At 72.4% G+C, this 18,092-nt stretch carries 14 protein-coding genes; 7 read left to right on the top strand and 7 right to left on the bottom strand.

The genetic code is table 11. The features are described 5' to 3' along the window. Positions 1-405: 405 nt before the first annotated feature. A complete protein-coding gene (locus QFZ64_RS24655; protein WP_307069225.1) occupies positions 406-2,421 on the top strand; it encodes an NACHT domain-containing NTPase in 2,016 nt (671 codons plus the stop codon). Positions 2,422-2,446: 25 nt separating this feature from the next. Here the strand turns inward: QFZ64_RS24655 and QFZ64_RS24650 are convergent, their stop codons facing one another. Both QFZ64_RS24650 and QFZ64_RS24645 read right to left on the bottom strand, forming a co-directional pair. Further along, complete coding sequence (locus QFZ64_RS24650) at positions 2,447-2,956, bottom strand: hypothetical protein (RefSeq protein WP_307069223.1); 510 nt, start codon at positions 2,954-2,956, stop codon at positions 2,447-2,449. Positions 2,957-3,629: 673 nt separating this feature from the next. Next, positions 3,630-5,366: an AfsR/SARP family transcriptional regulator gene (locus tag QFZ64_RS24645; RefSeq protein ID WP_307069221.1), complete on the bottom strand. Its 1,737-nt coding sequence runs from the start codon at positions 5,364-5,366 to the stop codon at positions 3,630-3,632. Between the two features lie 356 nt (positions 5,367-5,722). On the opposite strand from QFZ64_RS24645, the gene QFZ64_RS24640 reads away from it, so the two are divergent. From QFZ64_RS24640 to QFZ64_RS24625, 4 genes are all read left to right on the top strand, one after another. Beyond that, complete coding sequence (locus tag QFZ64_RS24640) at positions 5,723-6,793, top strand: iron-containing redox enzyme family protein (RefSeq protein ID WP_307069219.1); 1,071 nt, start codon at positions 5,723-5,725, stop codon at positions 6,791-6,793. 84 nt (positions 6,794-6,877) lie between these two features. Next, positions 6,878-7,582 carry a 2OG-Fe dioxygenase family protein gene (locus tag QFZ64_RS24635; RefSeq protein WP_307069217.1) on the top strand — a complete coding sequence of 235 codons (705 nt, stop codon included), beginning with the start codon at positions 6,878-6,880 and terminating at the stop codon, positions 7,580-7,582. 157 nt (positions 7,583-7,739) lie between these two features. Then, complete coding sequence (gene dapF / locus QFZ64_RS24630) at positions 7,740-8,612, top strand: diaminopimelate epimerase (protein ID WP_307069215.1); 873 nt, start codon at positions 7,740-7,742, stop codon at positions 8,610-8,612. Further along, the gene (locus tag QFZ64_RS24625) at positions 8,609-9,721 is read left to right on the top strand and encodes a pyridoxal phosphate-dependent aminotransferase (RefSeq protein ID WP_307069214.1); all 1,113 of its coding nucleotides are present in this window, start codon (positions 8,609-8,611) and stop codon (positions 9,719-9,721) included. The genes dapF and QFZ64_RS24625 overlap by 4 nt, the downstream gene beginning before the upstream one ends. Positions 9,722-9,834: 113 nt before the next feature. Here the strand turns inward: QFZ64_RS24625 and QFZ64_RS24620 are convergent, their stop codons facing one another. Both QFZ64_RS24620 and QFZ64_RS24615 read right to left on the bottom strand, forming a co-directional pair. Beyond that, positions 9,835-10,848: a DMT family transporter gene (locus tag QFZ64_RS24620; protein ID WP_307069213.1), complete on the bottom strand. Its 1,014-nt coding sequence runs from the start codon at positions 10,846-10,848 to the stop codon at positions 9,835-9,837. A gap of 52 nt (positions 10,849-10,900) precedes the next feature. Then, positions 10,901-11,686: a hypothetical protein gene (locus tag QFZ64_RS24615; RefSeq protein WP_307069211.1), complete on the bottom strand. Its 786-nt coding sequence runs from the start codon at positions 11,684-11,686 to the stop codon at positions 10,901-10,903. 75 nt (positions 11,687-11,761) lie between these two features. Here QFZ64_RS24615 and QFZ64_RS24610 point away from each other — a divergent pair, with 75 nt between their 5' ends. Further along, complete coding sequence (locus tag QFZ64_RS24610) at positions 11,762-12,643, top strand: LysR family transcriptional regulator (protein ID WP_307069209.1); 882 nt, start codon at positions 11,762-11,764, stop codon at positions 12,641-12,643. A 6-nt stretch (positions 12,644-12,649) separates the two neighbouring features. Here the strand turns inward: QFZ64_RS24610 and QFZ64_RS24605 are convergent, their stop codons facing one another. After that, on the bottom strand, positions 12,650-13,231 hold the full coding sequence (locus QFZ64_RS24605; RefSeq protein WP_307069207.1) for a TetR/AcrR family transcriptional regulator: 582 nt from the start codon (positions 13,229-13,231) through the stop codon (positions 12,650-12,652). A gap of 151 nt (positions 13,232-13,382) precedes the next feature. Between QFZ64_RS24605 and QFZ64_RS24600 the strand changes: the two genes are divergently transcribed. After that, a complete protein-coding gene (locus QFZ64_RS24600; protein ID WP_373430659.1) occupies positions 13,383-15,011 on the top strand; it encodes an MFS transporter in 1,629 nt (542 codons plus the stop codon). Positions 15,012-15,063: 52 nt separating this feature from the next. Here QFZ64_RS24600 and serA read toward each other — a convergent pair whose 3' ends face one another. After that, a complete protein-coding gene (gene serA / locus QFZ64_RS24595) occupies positions 15,064-16,653 on the bottom strand; it encodes a phosphoglycerate dehydrogenase (protein WP_307069204.1) in 1,590 nt (529 codons plus the stop codon). 311 nt (positions 16,654-16,964) lie between these two features. Further along, positions 16,965-17,963, bottom strand: coding sequence for a ketol-acid reductoisomerase (ilvC, locus tag QFZ64_RS24590; protein WP_307069202.1), 999 nt, complete (start codon positions 17,961-17,963; stop codon positions 16,965-16,967). Positions 17,964-18,092: the final 129 nt, after the last annotated feature.

Raw genomic sequence — 18,092 nt, 5'->3', positions numbered from 1 at the left:
CAAGGGGAGGGCCGAGCGGGCGACGGGGATGTCGACAACAGCGTCAGCGGGGGCACGCAGTACGGTCCCGTCTTCCAAGTACGGGACTTCAACGGTCCCGTCACGATCAACCCCGCCGTGGTTCCACCGGGCAGGGCGGCCGGTGACCCGGGCCTGACCCTGGCCGCGGACGACCTCGCGTCGGCAGTCAAAGGCCAGTGGAGGGAGGAGGCGGCGCTGAGACGGCTGAACGATCCGTATCCGCTTCCGGTCCGATGGCGGCCCGCCGCCCCTGAGCTTTTGGAGCCCTGGCGTTCGCTGGTCCGGCTGGCTACGACCGGAATCGGTTGGGCATCGGCTTCGCCGTCCGACTGGGCGTCCGGGCCTGAGGCGTTGTCCGGGGGCGGCGGCGAGCTGGTAGGGGTGTTGTCCCGGGTACCCACGGGGCGCCTGGTCGTGCTCGGGGAACCGGGGTCCGGCAAGAGTGTGCTGCTGATGCGGCTGGTGCTGGACCTGCTCGCGCACCGCCGCCACGGCGACCCGGTACCCGTGCTTGTCCCACTCGCCTCGTGGGACCCGGATCGGGAGGAACTGGATCTGTGGCTGGAACAGCGGCTGGGCATCGACTATCCATGGCTCGGCGATCCCGGACGAACGGGATCCAGCAAGGGACGGGAACTCCTGGACGCCGGCTGGATCATGCTGGTGCTGGATGGACTGGATGAGATCCCCGACGGCGTCCGAGGCCGTGCGATCGCCAGGATCAACGACACCCTCGGCCCCCGCCCGAACCTCGCGATGGTCCTCAGCTCGCGCAGCGCCGCCTTCGCCACCACCGTCCGGCCCCGCAGCGGACCCGAGGTGAGAGTGACCGGCGCAGCGGGCGTCGAGATCGAGGCGCTGGACTTGGACACCGTCGCATCGTACTTACGGGACTCCGCCGGCGGGCCGACCAACGAAGCCCGCTGGCAGGAAGTATTTGCCGCGCTGGACGCCGGGCACGACCCCCATCCCTTGAGCCGGCTGCTCACGACACCACTGATGGCGTACCTGGCCCGCGTCGCTTACAACCCCTCGCCCGACGCGGCGGAGGACATCGCGTGCCGCTCCGGGCCGGACGGCCGCCCGAGGGAGCGAGCGCGGGGCGCCGAACGGGACCCCGCGACGGACGAGCGCCGTGCCCTCGTCGGCCATCCAGTCGAACTACTGGACCGCTCGGAGTTCCCCACCCCCGCCGCGATCCAGGCGCATCTGCTGGACGCCTTCATCCCCGCCTCCTATGCGCGGCAGCGAACTTCGCCCCCGGCCCGAACGGCCACGCCTTCACGATCGAAGTACAGGTGGACGCGCGGGCAGGCAGCCCACTTCCTGACCTGTCTCGCCCGTGACCTGGAGCACCGCCGGCAAGGCACCACCGACCTCAGATGGTGGGACCTCCCCGACGCGGCGCCGAGGATTCTGGCCGGAGCCGCCGTGGGCCTCGTGGCGGTGCCGGCCGGAGTGGTGATGCCGTTCGGCGCGTGGCTCGGGGTCGGCATGATCGTCGGCGTCGCCGTGGCGGTGGCGGGCCGCCGGTGGAGTCCCCCCACCGGGAGTTTCAACCGCGGGCTGGCAGGAGGTCTGATCGGCAGCCTCCTCGGGTCCACGTTCGGCCTCGGCATCCGCTCCATGCTCGGGATCGAAAGCCCGGCAGGGTATCTCGTCAGCGGACTCGCTCTGGGCCTGGTGCCCGGGTTCCTCGGAGGTTTCCGGGCTGGGCTGGCAGGCGGTGTCGCGGCTTCCTTCGTCGGAGCGTTCGTCGGCCGGCCCGAGATGGGGGACTCGGCGCCGTGGGTCAACAGCGTCGGGTTCGCCATAGCCGCGGCCTGCGTGGTCACCCTGGGCCACAGCCGCCTTCCGGCGCGAGGACTCCGCTGGTCACCGCTCGGCATCCTCACCGGCCTGGGCGGCGGTCTCGCCCTCGGGATCGCGGTAACTCTTCAGGCCGGCCTGCTCGACGGGCTGCTGTCGGGCCTGGTGGGAGCCGTCGGCGGTTCCTTCGGCGCGGGGCTGGAGGCCAAGCCGGCCCCGGCGACAGCCGCGGCTGATCCGCAGACCGTACTGGACCAGGACCGCGGCACGTTCTGGACCACCGCGATGGCGGGCGGCCTCGCCATCGGCATCGCCGCTTCCCTCGTCATCGGATCGATTCTGGGGCCGTGGCGGGGGGCCCTGGCCGGGGTGGCCGACGGGGTGGCGACGGGCCTGGCCTGGGGCTTTCTCCAGGCCAGGTACGGATCGTTCACGCTCGCCCGATGCTGGCTCGCCCTGCGCGGCCAGGTGCCATGGCGGCTGATGCCGTTCCTCGCGGACGCACATCGGCGGGGAGTGCTGCGGCAGGTCGGCGCCACGTACCAGCTCCGCCACGCCGAACTGCAGCGTCGCCTCGCCGGGAGGCCGTGAGCCGGTTCCCGTCGGCGACGCCGGTTCAATCCTCTTGCGCGCCGGCCGCGGCGGAAGGCGCCGCGCCACCTGGGGCAGGGGGCGTCGGTCCGTGCGTGTCGGCGGGCACCGCACGAGGAGCGGCCGAGCCGTGGGCGGTGATGGTGAGACCGGAGAAGTCCCTGCCCATGACGACGGGGCCGTACTGGGTGCCCCCGCTGACCTGGTTCGACACCGCACCCTCACTGGTACGCACCGACTGCGCCTGCTGCCACCAGTTCTCCAGTGCGAGGCGGAACTCCGCGTTGAGCGCGGCGCGCACGGCAAGGGCCGTACTCAATCGCTGGGCCCGCTCCAACTCGCCGGGATTCTGCGTCAGTGCTGTGAGCTCGGCCTCACCGGAACTCACCACGAGCGCACCGGCCTCGTCGTCGGCCCCGGCGCGGCGGAACGGGCGGTGGATCAGCGCACCCAACGCCGCCCACGCCTGTCGGCCGGCCTCACCACCGATACCCCCTGCCAGAGCCGCCAGCGCGGCTGCTGAGATCGGATCCATCACCACTCCCCTCTCACGGATCGGTCACCGCGCCCGCCCGCTGCGCACCGGGCAACACGCCCACGGAGCATGCCCCGTCCAACGGCACCATGCCCCCGGCCCTAGGGTCTTTCGTCTGGATCGGGCCGGCCGGGAGGCGCGGTGCGTCTTCGACCGACCCGAGCGGGGTCCGGTGCGTGCGGCTGCGAGGCGGAGGAGGACGCCAGGGCGGAGCCCCGGCAACCGACGACAACGCCGCACAGGCGCGTGCCGGACCCCGCGACGCCGGAATGATCCGAACGAGAGGCCTAGGTCCTCTCTGGTGAGGAGACCCCCCTTGTCCGGTTGCCCGGCTGCATTCCGGCGGGTGGCCGACAGAGATCCGGACGCCCTGCGACACCGCCACCACCAGCTATGTGGACCAGGTGATGCGACCGGCACCGATTGTGACAGTCGGTCTGCCCGAACGACACCGTTCGCTCATGCCACGCCGACGCGGACCGTGCTCATGTCACGCGGAACTCGGCGTTCGCCGAGGAGCCGGTGCGCACAAGACCGTGGACCCCACAGTCCCTCCGGCTCCGACGGCCGAGGCCGCCGCGGGCCCCCGCGTCCCCGGGCGCGGGCGGCCCCGCCCCCGGCCGCGGCGGTCGGGAGCGGGGCGGTCGGGGGCGGGGCCGCTGATCACCGCCCGTCAGGCGGCCTCCTGATGGGCGGCGAAGGTCTGCACCAGATGGTGCAGCCGGTACCGGCCCGGGGTCGGCTCCTGGAGGAGATTGGCGTCGGCGAGGCCCTCCAGCAGGGTCTCGGCCTCGCCGGGCGTGACCCCGGCGAGCGGCGCGGCCGCCTGGCTGTCGATGTCCCGCTCCTTGCGCAGCGCGAGGCGGTGCAGCATCCGTCGCTGCGGGGCCGACAGCCGCAGATACGAGAGCTGGAGCGAGCGGGCGATGCCGTAGGCACCGGACGAGGGGCCCGAGGAGAGACGTTCCGCCAGATGGCTGAGGTTCCAGCCGGGGCGGGCCCGCAGCCGGGCGCCGGCGAGTTTGAGGGCCAGCGGCAGCCGCCCGCACTGTTCGACGACCGCCTCGATCAGGTGGACCGGTTCGGCCCCGATACGGCGCGCGCCGACGACGTCCGTGAACAGCCGGGAGGCCTCGCCCGGGGCGAGGAGGTCCAGGGTGAGCAGCGACGACCGGTCCAGCCGGGCCAGCCGGCAGCGGCTGGTCACGAGGGCCCGGCAGCCCGGCGCGAGCGGCAGCAACGGCTGGATCTGCGCCTCGTCCACGACGTCGTCCAGCACCAGCAGCATCCGCCGGTGCCGCGTCAGACCGCGGAACAACGACGCGCGGGCGCCCGTGCCGGACGGCAGTTCGGGCCCCGGCACGCCCAGCGACCGCAGCAGTATGCCCAGCACGGCGGCCGGCCGGACGGCGGGCCGGGGCTGCGCGAACCCCTGGAGGTCGACGAAGAGCTGACCGTCGGGGAAGTGCGGGGCGAGCTGGTGGGCGAGGTGCACGGCGAATGCGGTCTTGCCGACGCCCGCCATGCCGTCCACCACGCCGACCGTGACCGCGCCGTCGCTCCGGTCCGGCGCGGTCAGCAGTTCGCGCAGCTGGCCGAGCTGGGCGTGGCGCCCGACGAAGTCCTGCGGATCGGCGGGCAGTTCGCGCGGTACCCGGCCCGCGACCGGAGCGGCGAAGGCGGGCGCGGCGGCGCGGACGGGCAGGTCCAGCGCCGGGTCGCCCGCGAGGATGCGCTGGTGCAGCCGCCGCAGCTCCGAACCGACGGCGATGCCGAGTTCGGTGCGCAGCCGCTCGGCGATCCGCTGGTACGCGTCGAGCGCCTCGGCCTGCCGGCCCTGCCGGTAGAGCGCCAGCATGAGCTGCGCCCAGAACCGTTCCCGCCACGGGGAGGTCCGCACCACGTCGTGCAGTTCGGCGACGACCTCACGGTGCGCCCCGCGTTCGAGGTCGAGGTCGATGCGCTGCTCCAGCGCGCTGTGGTGGAGTTCGGTGAGTCCCGGCACGAAGTCGCGGTGCAGGGAGTCGGAGGGCACGTCGGACAGCGCGGGCCCGTTCCACAGGCCCAGCGCCTCGCGCAGCAGCGTGCCCCGTCGCGCGTGGTCGCCGTCGCCGGCGGCGCGCTGGGCCGCCGCCAGCGCGCCGCGGAAGCGCAGCAGGTCCAGCTGGGAGTCGTCGGCGGTCAGGAGGTAGCCGCCGGGGACGGTGCGGATCGGCTCCGGCGTCCGGTCCCGGCACGGAAGCAGTGTGCGGCGCAGTCGCATGACGTAGGACCGCACAGTGATGTGGGCACCTTTGGGCGGGTTCTCGCCCCACAGGTGCCGGACCAGTTCGTCCGCGGTGACCGTCTGGTTGGCGTGCAGCAGCATCGCCGCCAGAACGATCCGCAACTTCGCGGCGGGAACGAGCACTTCCCTTCCCTCGCTCCTCACACACAACGGGCCGAGTAAAAGAAATTCCAAACCTTCCGCCTGCGTCGCCATTGACGTCTCCCGTCGAAGATCCCCTGCGATCACGATGATCACTGCGTACGACACGGATCGGGCTCGCGGCGACACGGCGAAAGGTGAGGTTCCGGCCACCCAAAACCCGCGCCACCGCCCCGCCACACAGATGCCACCGGCACCTGCGAGTCTTTATGCATCCGGTGATCGACGGCCGAGGCAAGACGATTTGCGGCCACACCTTCATCGCACCGTAAATCTGGCCGGGAATCACCGTATGCACCTTCCGTGACATGACGCCCGAACCCGAAGGAGTGGGTCCCGTGTACGACTCGTCAGCGCTGGTCGAGGAAGTCTCCGGCTGGCTGTCGAAACCGGCCGACGAGGTGGATCGTGGATTCGCCGGAAAGGAACGCACCCGAATACTGGCGGCGGTCGCGGAACTGAACGGCGCCGCACTCGCCGGCGATTCCGAGGGCTTCTACCACCAGCAGCTCCTGCTTTCCCGCATCTACAACCTGATCCTGCGCATCCCCGAGGAACCGACCGCGGAGGGCTCGACCGCGGTCCACGAGGTGACCCGGCTCCTGGAACGGGCGACGCTGGAGGGCGAGGACCGGCAGCTGGACGGCACGCTGCTGGAGGATCTGCCCGCCGAGCCCGGCGCGTACCTGTCCTGGCTCAAGGACCGGGCGCGGCGCCACCGCGTGTTCAAGCACCCGTACTACATGGATTTCATCCGCCATCACGCGACGGCGGCGGATGTGCGCACGTACATGATCCAGGAGTCGGTCGTCGACGGCCGGTTCGACGACCTGCTGGCCCTGATGCAGGTGGGCACCTCCGGCCCCGCGAAAATGGAGATCGCGGGCAACTTCTGGGACGAGATGGGGAACGGGAAGCCCGCGGAGGTCCACACCCATCTCTTCAACCAGATATTCGACGTGTTCGAGGTGTCCCAGCGGGAGCTGGAGGAGTCGCTGACCGCCACCGCCCTGCTGAGCGGGAACCTCGCGGTGCTCCTCAGCCGGTACCGCCACCGCTATCCGGAGGCCGTCGGCTTCCTGGGCATGACCGAATGGCTGGTGCCGGACCGGTTCGTGCAGGTGGTGAGCGCGTGGGAGCGCCTCGGCCTGCCCGAGGTGGGAATCGTCTACCACCGGCTGCACATCACCGTGGACTCCCAGCACGCGGCCGGCTGGTTCCACAACATCGTGAAACCGTCCGCGCCGTCGGAGTACATGCGCCGGGGAATCGCCCGCGGGGCGCTGTGGCGGCTCAATTCCTCGGCCCGCTATCTCGACGAACGACTCGCCGAGGTGTCCGGGCGGATGCCCGGCGAAAAGCCGGAGCACCACGCCTCCGCAGAAAGCATGCAGCCGGTTTCCGGCTAGTCCTCAGCCGCACGGAAAGGCCCCCTCGGAAAAGACCAGCGACGCTTTCGTGGAACATGCCTCTCGGGAAGGAAGCCGCACTTCATGCCTCTGTCCGAACAGCACTTCTCCGTCATCGACCTCCCGGCGATCCAGCAGGACATACTGGATAGTTACGACAACTGCCCGGTCGACGACTACATGGGAAACGGAACACGGTTCAAGCGGTTCTCGCAGTACCGGATGAGTCACGAAAAAGGCTCCGGCTGGACCTTCGAGCTCCTGCCGCACCGGGATTACACCGCGTTCAAGAAGTTCAACAAGGTCGGCGGCGGAATGCGCCGGGGGTACCTGCCGATCGAGGTGGACTTCACGCCCCTCATCCGGGCCGGCGCGGAGGCCTTTCCGCTGGACACCGCGGACGACTGGCAGATCAACGTGCACCAGAACCGCACCCGGGCCACCGGTGAGAAGGCCGGCCCGCTGACCCCTGAGGGCGTCCACCACGACGGGCACGAGTACGTGATGATCGCCGTGCTGCGGCGCAACAACGTCGGCGGCGGCCTGACCCGGCTGTGGGAGCCCGGCGCGACGGAGCCGTTCTGGAACGGGACGCTGGACGCCGGGCAGGCGGTGCTGCTGGACGACCGGGCGATCGCCCACGACGTCACCGACGTGCTGTCCGCCGACGGCGGCCCCGGGCACCGCGACATCGTGATCGTCGCCTTCTCCCGCTGGAGCGAGAAGTGGTACGGCGACGACCACGACGAGGCGGTCCTCAGCGACGCCGAGGAGGCGGCGGCGATGTAGCCGCGGCACCCCTCGGCGCGACCGGGCGGGGCCGCACACCGCACGTGGTGTGCGGCCCCGCCCGCGCGGAACGGCCGGACATCGCCGGGGACTTCCCCTGATGGCCGGCGGACAGCGAGCAGCGGACAGCAGGCAGCGAAAGCAGGGGGCACAGCACATGCACGACTTCGTGAAGTACCAGGCACTGGGCAACGACTACCTCGTCGTCGATCCGCTGCGGATCGACCTGCTGGGCCTGCCCTCCGCGCCGACGGCCGCGCGCCTGCTGTGCGACCGGCACCGCGGCATCGGTGCCGACGGGGTGCTGGTGGGGCCCCTCGGTGCGGTGCGGGCCGGTGAACCGGTCGTCCTGCGCACCTTCAACCCCGACGGCAGCCCGTGCGGCCGGAGCGCCAACGGGCTGCGCATCTTCGCGCTGTATCTGTCCCAGCACCGCGGCGGGGGGCGGGACGTCGTCCTGCGTACCCACGCGGGGGACACGGCGGTGCGGATCGACGACCCCGCGGCCGGACTCGTCCGGGTGGACATGGGGCAGCCCTCCTTCGAGGCCGCGGACGTCCCCGCCCCGGATCTGCCCGGACCCGTCGTCGACCGGGTGCTGGAGGTGTCCGGGCGACGGCTGCGGGTGACCTGCCTGAACAACGGCAACCCCCACACCGTGGTCCCGCTCCCGGAGGTGTCCGCCGCGCTGGCACGGGAGCTGGGCCCGGCCATCGCCGGCCATCCGGCCTTCCCCGAACGCACCAACGTGCAGTTCCTGCGCGTGCTCGACCGCGGCACGGTGGAGATCGAGATCTGGGAGCGCGGGGCCGGCTACACCCTGGCCTCCGGGGCCGGCGCCTGCGCCGCGGTCAGCGCGGCGCACGTCCTGGGGCTGGTGGACCGCGCGGTACGGGTGCGGATGCCCGGCGGTGCCGTCGGGACGACCGTCGACCCGCGGGGCGCGGTCACCCTGGCCGGGGTGGTGGAGCAGGTGGCGGCCGGAACCCTGGCGCCGATGTTCCTCGACCGCCTCGGGGCGGCCGCGTGACGCCCGCGGCCGGTGGCGCCGGCACCGTCGCACCGTCGTACTACTCCATCGCCCGCTGGACGTTCGAGGACTCCGCGGGCCGTTACGACATCGACCTCGGCAACAGCTACGTACCGAGCCACCCGCTGTCCGACCTGACCGTGCCCGCCGCCCTCACCCTGGACTACGGCACCGACCGCGGCACCGCGGCGCTGCGCCGGCTGATCGCCGGGCTGTACGGCGGCGGAGGACCCGAGTCGGTCACCGTCACGCACGGCGCGCAGGAGGCCCTGTTCCTGCTGTTCGACGTCCTGGTGCGGCCCGGCGACCAGGTGATCGCGTTCGCCCCCGGCTGGCAGCCGCTGCTGGACCTGCCGTCCCGGCTCGGTGCCCGTACGACGGTCCTGCCGTACGGGCCGGACCTCAGCGTCGACGCGGCCGCCGTGGCCGCGGCGGCCGGCGACGACCTGCGGCTCATCGCGCTGAACTCGCCCTGCAACCCCACCGGCCGGCGGATCGGGAAGCGCGCGCTGCGCGACCTCGCCGCGCTGGCCGCGGAACGGGACGCCTTTCTGCTGGTCGACGAGGAGTACGCGATCGACCTCTCGCGCTCGGCGGCCGTCGGCCGCGACCGGGTGGTCTCGGTCTCCGGGCTGTCCAAGACCTACGGCCTGCCGGGGCTGCGCATCGGCTGGATGTACGGCGCCCCGGGCCTCGTACGGGCCTGCGCGGAGCGGAAGTTCCTCACCTCGATCGCCAACTCCGTGCTGTGCGAGGCCCTGGCCTGCTCCGTGCTGGAACGGCACGAGGAGTTCACGCGGGAGTACCACCGGCTGTGCGCCCCGGGGCTGCGCCTCGTTCAGGAGTGGGCGGCCCGCAACGGCGACGCGGTGCGGCTGGTACCGCCGCAGGACACGCCCTTCGCCTGGGTCCGGCTCCGCACCGGGGAGCCCTCGCTGGCGCTGTGCCGCCGCGCGCTGGCGGCGGGCGTACTGCTGACGCCCGGCGAGACGATGGGCTGCGACGAGGGATTCCGGCTCGGCTTCGCCCGCGACCCCGCGACGGTGACCGAGGGCCTCGCGCGCCTGGACACCGTGCTGCGACCGGACGGCCCGCCGGCCGCGCCCTGACCCCACGGCGCGGGTCGGACGACCCCGGCACGGGACGGGCCCGGAACCGGGGCCGGGGCGCGGGACGAACCCGGGGCCGGGATGCCGGGCGCGTCACGGCCCCGCGGGCGCGGTCACGGCTTCGCCGGCCGCATCTCCTCCGCCGACTGCGCCTGGTCGTCCACGGACTCCGCCCCTTCGGCCGGCCGGGGCACCTCCCCGGCCGGAGCCGGCGCCGGTTTCGGCGGCGACGTACGGGTGAGCAGCACGCCACTGACGATCATCAGCGCGCCGAGCGCGGTGTTCCACCCCAGCGACTCGTCGAGGAAGAGCACCCCGACGATCGCCGCCCACAGCGGGGTCAGATACGCGACCGTGGAGGCGACGGTCGAACCGACGGCTCGGATCACCGACAGGTTCCACATGTAGGCGAGTCCGGTGCCCAGCGCGCCGAGCACCACCATGGCGGCCAGCGCCCCCGGCCCGCCCCAGTGCGGTGCGCCGCCCGTCAGCGGGGCGCACAGCGCGAGTTCGACGGCGCCCCAGCCGACCTGGATGGCGGTCAGCGTGATGGCGGGGACGTTCCCGGCGGAGAGGAACCGGCGGGTGTAGGTGTAGCCGAGCCCGTACGAGGTGGTGGCGACCAGGCAGATCAGGCTGCCCTTGAGCAGCGAGGACTGCCCGCCGGACCACACGCCGAGCACCACCAGGGCACCGCACAGACCGGTGGCGATGCCCGCCAGCCGGCGCGCGGTCGGCTTCTCGTCCGGCAGCATGATCAGTACCCAGACCAGCGTGAACAGCGGGATGGTGGAGTTCCACACGCCCGCCGTGACCGAGCTGATGTACCGCTCGCCCCAGGCGAACAGGGTGAAGGGGAAGGCGTTGAGCACCGTCCCCACCACCAGGGCGTGCCCCCACACCCGCCAGTCGCGGGGCACCTCCAGCCGCCGTAACAGGACCAGGGACCACAGCACCAGCGCGCCGAAGAAGCAGCGCCAGAAGGCGACCCAGCCCGGTTCGATGCCGGCCTTGACACCGATCTTGATGAGCGCGAAGCCGGAGCCCCAGATCATCGAGCAGACGACGAAGTGGGGCACCCACGACTTGGCCGGCACGTCGGACAACGCGTCCACGGAATTCGCCACTTGGGTTCCTCTCGGTTGCGGGCGTGCAGCGGTGCGGGTGCGGATGTACCGGTCAGGCGGCGGGGCGGGAGCCGTTCGCCACCGCCGCGGCGGCGAAGGCGCGTACCAGCGGGTGCGGCCGGGAGGTGTCGTCGGCCAGTTCGGGCTGGAACAGGGTGCACAGGAAGAAGGGGTGGCCCGGCAGTTCGGCCATGCGGGGCCGGCCGGCGTCGTCGTGGCCGGTGAAGCGCAGCCCGTGCTCGCTCAGGGTGCCGGCGTGGCGGGGGTCGAGGGCGTGCGTGCACTGGTAGCGCTCCACCGTGGTGCGGGTGCCGAGCGCCTCCTCGGCCAGGGAGCCGGGTTCGATGTGCACGGCCGCCTCGTGGCCCGCGAGGTCGCGCGCGAGCGGGACGATCAGCGGCAGCCGGCTGCCGGGGGCGTGTTCGGCGTGCGCGGCGTCGGGCATCGCGCAGACATGGCGGGCGAACTCCAGGAGGGCGTGCAGGAAACCGCCGCAGGTGGCGAGCAGGGGGATGTTCCGTTCGCGGGCGGTGCGCACCGCGGTCACCGCTCCGGCCTCGCTGCGGTACGGGCTGCCGGGGACCAGCCAGACGCCGTCGAACCCGGCCAGGTCGCGCGGATCCTCCAGCCGGGAGGTGGGCACCCAGTAGGCGTCCACCAGCAGCCGTTCCCGTCGCCAGAGGGCTTCCAGCATCGGCGCGTACCGGGTGTGCGCGGGCACGCCCGCGGACCGCTCGCCGACGAGCGCGATCCGGGCGGGGCGTGCGTCGGGCCGCGCGTCGAGTCGTGCGTCGGGCCGTGGGTCCGGCCGTACGGGTGAGGCAGTGGTCGGGGGCACGCCGGAATCATCCAGCGGCCGCGCCAAGTAGCGCAAACGATGGTTTCTGATCCCTTGATAAGCGATGCTGATGCCGTGGATCCGCGACTGCTCCAGACGTTCTCGACCGTCCTGACGCTCGGCTCCTTCTCCGCCGCCGCCCGCGAACTGGGCTACACGCAGTCGGCGGTCTCCCAGCAGATCGCCTCGCTGGAGGGGGAGTTGGGCACCGAGCTGATCCACCGGCGGCCGGTCGGGCCGACCGAGGCGGGCGCCCGCCTGCTGGACCACGTGGCCCCGATCCTGCTGCGCATCGACGCGGCCCGCGCGGAGGTCCGGCGGGCGGGCAGCGGGTCCACCGGACGGCTGACCGTCGGCGTCTGTCCGCTGGCCGCCACCGCGCACACCCTGCGGGTCACCGGCGAGGTGGCACGGCGCGCCGGGGTCCACGAGTTCACGGTGCGCACACTGCCCCGGCGGGCGGTCGCGGAGGGCGTCGCCACCGGCACGCTGGACCTCGGCCTGGTCGACGGTTTCGCCCTGCCCGACGATCCGCTGCGCCCGGCCCGGACGGCCGGGGTGCGCGGGGTGCCGGTGGGCCGGGAGCAGGCGGTGGTGGCCCTGCCGTCCACCCACCCGCTGGCGCACCGCACGGGGCTGCGGCTGGCGGACCTGGTGGACGCCCGGTGGATCGACGCGCCCGATGTGGGTGCCCCGCCGGCGGATCTGCGCGCCCTGGTGGGGGACGGACCGCAGCTGCGGGTGGCCCTGCGCTACGACGGCCTCGACGTGCGGACGTACACCGAACTGCTCGCCGGCGGCCAGGGACTCGGGCTGCTCCCGCGCTCCGTGGCGGCCGGGCGGCGCGACCTGGTCGGCGTCCCGGTGACGGCACCGGAGCTGACGCACCGGATCGAGGCGCTGCGCGTCGCGGGCGGGCCCCCGGTGGTGGACGACCTGATCGCCTCGCTCACGTAGGGGCGGTCACCGCCCCGTCCCGGCGATGACCTGGCGCAGCCCCGCGGTGAGGGCGTCCGCGTCGGGGGCGCTGTCGGGGTCGAAGTTGTAGTGGGTGATCAGCCCCATCATCAGGGCGTAGTAGAAACCGCCGAGGGTCTCGACGGTCTCCTCGGGGACGTCTTCCTCCCGTCCGCCCATGAAGAGCGGTACGAGGGCGCGCATCGCCTCCCGCTGGGCGCGCGCGAGGTGGTCGCGGACCTCGGGCAGGCGGTCGCCCATCGCCACGATCTCGATGCTCAGGCGCCACATCGAACCGGGCTCCCGCATGGTCCCGATGATGTTCGACCACACCGCCTCGAACCGTTCGAGGGAGCCGGGCGCGGTGTCCGCGAGCAGCCGTTCGCTGCCGTCGAAGGCGTCGGAGACCTCCCCGACGAGCGCCACGTACGCCTGGGCGAGCAGTGCGTCCTTGGAGCCGTAGTGGTAGCCGATGGACGCCAGGTTGGTGCCCGACTCCTTGACGATGTCCCGTGCCGTCGTGGCCGCGAACCCCTTCGCCGTCAGGCAGCGCTTGGCTCCTTCGAGCAGATCCTCACGGTGTCCCATGCGCCCACCCTAGCCCGCCCCCTGAACAAGCGTCTATGACACCCGTCTACGACCGACAGGTCACGCCGGCCACCACCGGACGGGCCCGTTGAACAAGCGTATTACACGCTTGTACTAGACGTATGTATAAGACGTGCGTACAGTCCCCGCCATGACACCGACGAACCCGAACCACCACGACCCGGCGGCGGACTCCCCCACCGCCGGCACCCTGGCCGGCCGCCGCGAGTGGACCGCCATGGGCGTCCTGATGCTTCCGCTGCTGCTGGTCTCCATGGACATCTCCGTCCTGTACTTCGCGATCCCGTCGATCGGCGCGGACCTCGAGCCGAGCGGCACCCAGCAGCTGTGGATCTTCGACATCTACGGCTTCGTCCTGGCCGGACTGCTGATGACGATGGGCGCCCTCGGCGACCGGTTCGGCCGCCGCCGACTGCTGCTGGCCGGCGCGGCGGCGTTCGGCGCCGCCTCGCTCGTGGCCGCGTACGCCGACAGCGCGGAGACCCTGATCGCGGCCCGCGCGGTGCTCGGGCTCGGCGGGGCGACGCTGATGCCGTCGACGATGGCCCTGCTGCGGACGATGTTCACCGACCCCGGGCAGCGGGCGAAGGCGATCGGGCTGTGGTCCGGGGTGATGACCGGCGGCATCGCGCTCGGCTCGGTACTGAGCGGGGTGCTGGTGCAGTACTTCTGGTGGGGCTCGGTGTTCCTGGTCAACCTGCCCGCGATGGCGATGCTGCTGGTGCTCGGCCCGCTGCTGCTGCCGGAGTCGCGCAGCCCGGAGCCCGGCCGGTTCGACCTCCTCAGCGTGCCGCTGTCGCTGGCCGCGGTGCTGCCGGTGGTCTACGGCCTCAAGGAGATCCCCACCGACGGCTGGAACGTGCGGTACGTGGTGTCGGTGACGGTGGGGCTGCTGTTCGGGGCGCTGTTCGTGCACCGGCAGCGCACGGCCGCCTCACCGCTGATCCCGCCGGCGCTGCTGCGGGCCCGCGGTTTCTCGCCCGCGCTGGTGCTGAACCTGATCTCCTCGTTCGCGATGCTGGGCTCGGCGTTCTTCACGACGCAGTACCTGCAGTCCGTGCTCGGCAGGAGCGCGCTGGAGGCGGCGCTGTGGTCACTGCTGCCGTCGGTGCTGATCGGGGTGGCCGCGCCGGTGTCGGCCGGGCTGGTGCAGCGCGGGGTGGACAGGGCGTACGTGGTGAGCGGCGGGTTCGTGGTGGCCGCCGCCGGCTACGGGCTGCTGGCGCTCGCCGGGACCGGCTCGCTGTGGCTGGTGCTGGCCGGGGCGGGGGTGCTCGCCTCGGGGATCGTCACGGTGATGTCGCAGGTGACCGACCTGGCGATGGGGGCGGCCCCGGTGGAGCGGGCCGGGACGGCGTCCTCGCTGATGGAGACGGGCGCGGAACTCGGGGGCGCGCTCGGCATGGCGATGCTCGGCGCGATCGGCACGGCGCTGTACCGGCACGGGGTGGGGCCCGAGGCGCCGGAGGCGGCGCGGCAGACGCTGGGTGGGGCGCTGGCGGTGGCGGACGGGATGCCGGGGGCCGCGGGGGCGGCGGTCCGCGCGGCGGCGCGGGGGGCGTTCGTGGACGGAATGCGGGGGGCGGCGGTCGCGGGCGCCCTTCTGCTGCTGGCAGCGGCGCCGTTGGCGGTGCGCACCCTGCGCACCGCGGAGCGCACGGCTCCGCCGCGCGAGCCCGCCGGCCCGGAGCGCCCCGCCGGGGGCACGAGGACCGGCGCGACCGGCCACGACGCGCTCGCGCCCGACAAAGCCCCCTGAGCCTCCCAAGGGGCGCCCCGTGCCCCCGGAGCAGGGGCGCGGGGCGCGCCGGTCAGGCCAGGTTGATGGAGCGGGCCGAGGTCGCGCCGATCTCCTCGCCGAGTTCCGCCACCACGTTCGGCGGAACCGTGTCGTCCACCGTCAGCACCGCCAACGCCTCGCCACCGGCCACCGCCCGCGAGACCTGCATCCCCGCGATGTTGATGCCCGCCTCACCGAGCACACGCCCCAGCGTGCCGACGACCCCCGGCCGGTCGGCGTACCGCAGCACGACCATGTGGTCGGCGAGCGCGAGGTCGACGTCGTACTCCCCGACCGCCACGATCTTCTGGTGGTGCTTCGGCCCGGCGAGCGTGCCGGACACCGACACCTCCTCGCCGTCCGTGAGCGTGCCGCGCACCACGACCACGTTGCGGTGGTCGGCCGACTCGGAGCTCGTGGTCAGACGGACCTCGACCCCCCGCTCCTGCGCGAACAGCGGCGCGTTGACGTAGGACACCGTCTCGTCGACGACGTCCTCGAACACGCCCTTGAGCGCGGAGAGTTCGAGCACCTTCACGTCGTGCTGAGTGATCTCGCCGTACACCTCGACGTCGAGCCGGGCCGCGACCTCGCCCGCGAGGGCGGTGAAGATGCGGCCGAGCTTCTCGGCGAGCGGCAGGCCGGGCTTGACGTCCTGGGCGATGACGCCGCCCTGGACGTTGACCGCGTCGGGCACGAGCTCGCCGGCCAGCGCGAGGCGCACCGACTTGGCGACCGCGATGCCGGCCTTCTCCTGCGCCTCGTCCGTGGAGGCGCCCAGGTGCGGGGTGCAGACGACCTGGTCGAGCTCGAACAGCGGGGAGTCGGTGCAGGGCTCCTTGGCATACACGTCGAGGCCGGCACCGGCGACGCGGCCCTCCTTCAGCGCCGCGTACAGCGCCTCCTCGTCGACGATGCCGCCGCGCGCGGCGTTGACGATGCGCACGCTGGGCTTGACCTTGCGCAGCGCCTCGTCGCCGATGAGGCCGAGCGTCTCGGGGGTCTTGGGCAGGTGGACGGTGATGAAGTCGGAGACCTCGAGCAGCTCGTCGAGGGTCACGACCTTCACGCCCATCTGGGCGGCGCGGGCGGGCTGCACGTAGGGGTCGTAGGCGACGACCTTCATGCCGAAGGCGGACATGCGCTGCGCGACCAGGGCACCGATGCGGCCGAGGCCGACGACGCCGAGGGTCTTCTCGGCGAGCTCGACACCGGTGTACTTGCTGCGCTTCCACTCGCCGTTCTTCAGCGCGGCGTTGGCCTGCGGGATGTTGCGGGCGGTGGAGACGAGCAGACCGCAGGCGAGCTCGGCGGCGGTGACGATGTTGGAGGTCGGCGCGTTGACGACCATCACGCCGGCCTTGGTGGCGGCGGAGACGTCCACGTTGTCCAGGCCGACGCCGGCGCGGGCGACGACCTTGAGCTTGTGGGCGGCGGCGACGGCCTCGGCGTCGACCTTCGTCGCGGAGCGGATCAGGATGGCGTCGACGTCGGCGAGGGCCGGGAGCAGTTCGGCCCGGTCCGCTCCGTTGCAGTGCCGGATCTCGAAGTCCGGGCCCAGCGCGTCCACCGTGGCGGGCGACAGCTCTTCGGCGATGAGTACGACAGGTTTCGAGCTCACGTGAGTCCTCACATGTCCAGTGCGGACGGCCGTCCCGACGGCCGCAGGCGGTGGGAGGGGAGCGGCGCCGGGGAAGGGAGGGCAGCGTGCCCGCAGTTCCCCGGTGTCGCCGGGCCGCGTGGAAGACGCACGACGCTGTGGGCCTGACGCGTATTGGTGCAGCAGTCTAGTGGCGCAACGCGGGCGTCATGCGCCTCATCACGAGGATCACCCGTCCGAGGGAGGACGGGTGGGCCGGAGCCGCGCGGAGGGCCCCGGCCGGGGCGGCCGGGCCGGGACGTCGGTGCCCCGGCCCGGCCGCTCCCGAAGGCTTACGCCTCCTCGTTGACCCAGCTCATGAGCTTGCGGAGCTCCTTGCCGGTGGTCTCCAGGAGGTGCTCGGAGTCCTGCTTCTTGTACTCGTTGTACTTCTTCAGACCGCCGTGGTACTCGTCCATCCAGTTCTTGGCGAAGGTGCCGTCCTGGATCTCGGCGAGGACCTTCTTCATCTCGGCCTTGGTGGCGTCGGTGATGATCCGCGGGCCGGTGACGTAGTCGCCCCACTCGGCGGTCTCGGAGATCGACCAGCGCATCTTCTCCAGGCCGCCCTCGTACATGAGGTCGACGATGAGCTTCAGCTCGTGCATGCACTCGAAGTAGGCGATCTCCGGCTGGTAGCCCGCCTCGGTCAGCGTCTCGAAGCCCGCCTTCACCAGGGCCGCGGTGCCACCGCAGAGGACGGCCTGCTCGCCGAAGAGGTCGGTCTCGGTCTCCTCGGTGAAGGTCGTCTTGATGACGCCGGCGCGGGTGCCGCCGATGCCCTTCGCGTACGACAGGGCCAGCGCGAAGCCGTTGCCGGAGGCGTCCTGCTCGACGGCGACGATGCAGGGGACGCCGCGGCCCTCCTCGTACTGGCGGCGCACCAGGTGGCCCGGGCCCTTGGGGGCGACCATGCAGACGTCGACACCGGCCGGGGGCTTGATGAAGCCGTAGCGGATGTTCAGGCCGTGGCCGAAGAACAGCGCGTCGCCGTCCTTCAGGTTCGGGGCGATGTGCTCCTCGTAGACCTGGGCCTGGATCGGGTCCGGCACGAGGATCATGATGACGTCGGCCTCGGCGGTCGCCTCGGCGGGGCTGACCACGCGCAGGCCCTGCTCCTCGGCCTTGGCCTTGGACTTCGAGCCCTCGTGCAGGCCGACGCGGACGTCGACACCCGAGTCACGCAGCGACAGCGCGTGGGCGTGGCCCTGGCTGCCGTAACCGATGACCGCGACCTTGCGGCCCTGGATGATGGACAGGTCGGCGTCAGCGTCGTAGAACAGCTCGGCCACTTTCGGTTCACTCCTTGGTGTGCAGGTGTTGCGTCCCACCGTATGCCGGTGCGGGGGCGGAAAGCCGGGGGGTCTCGTAATGCGGGCGGCGCGCCGGGCAAGTGGTACCGGGCCACTGTGCGCGGGTAC

It is taken from the genome of Streptomyces sp. B3I8, assembly GCF_030816915.1.
Taxonomy (GTDB): Bacteria; Actinomycetota; Actinomycetes; order Streptomycetales; family Streptomycetaceae; genus Streptomyces.
This window is presented reverse-complemented; position numbering and strand designations above follow the sequence as displayed.

Bases quoted from the DNA above. Each gene is read 5' to 3' on its own strand.
- QFZ64_RS24600 (WP_373430659.1), top strand. From the start codon at position 13,383: ATGACACCGACGAACCCGAACCACCACGACCCGGCGGCGGACTCCCCC.
- QFZ64_RS24635 (WP_307069217.1), top strand. From the start codon at position 6,878: ATGCCTCTGTCCGAACAGCACTTCTCCGTCATCGACCTCCCGGCGATC.
- dapF (WP_307069215.1), top strand. From the start codon at position 7,740: ATGCACGACTTCGTGAAGTACCAGGCACTGGGCAACGACTACCTCGTC.
- QFZ64_RS24650 (WP_307069223.1), bottom strand. From the start codon at position 2,956: ATGGATCCGATCTCAGCAGCCGCGCTGGCGGCTCTGGCAGGGGGTATC.
- QFZ64_RS24605 (WP_307069207.1), bottom strand. From the start codon at position 13,231: ATGGGACACCGTGAGGATCTGCTCGAAGGAGCCAAGCGCTGCCTGACG.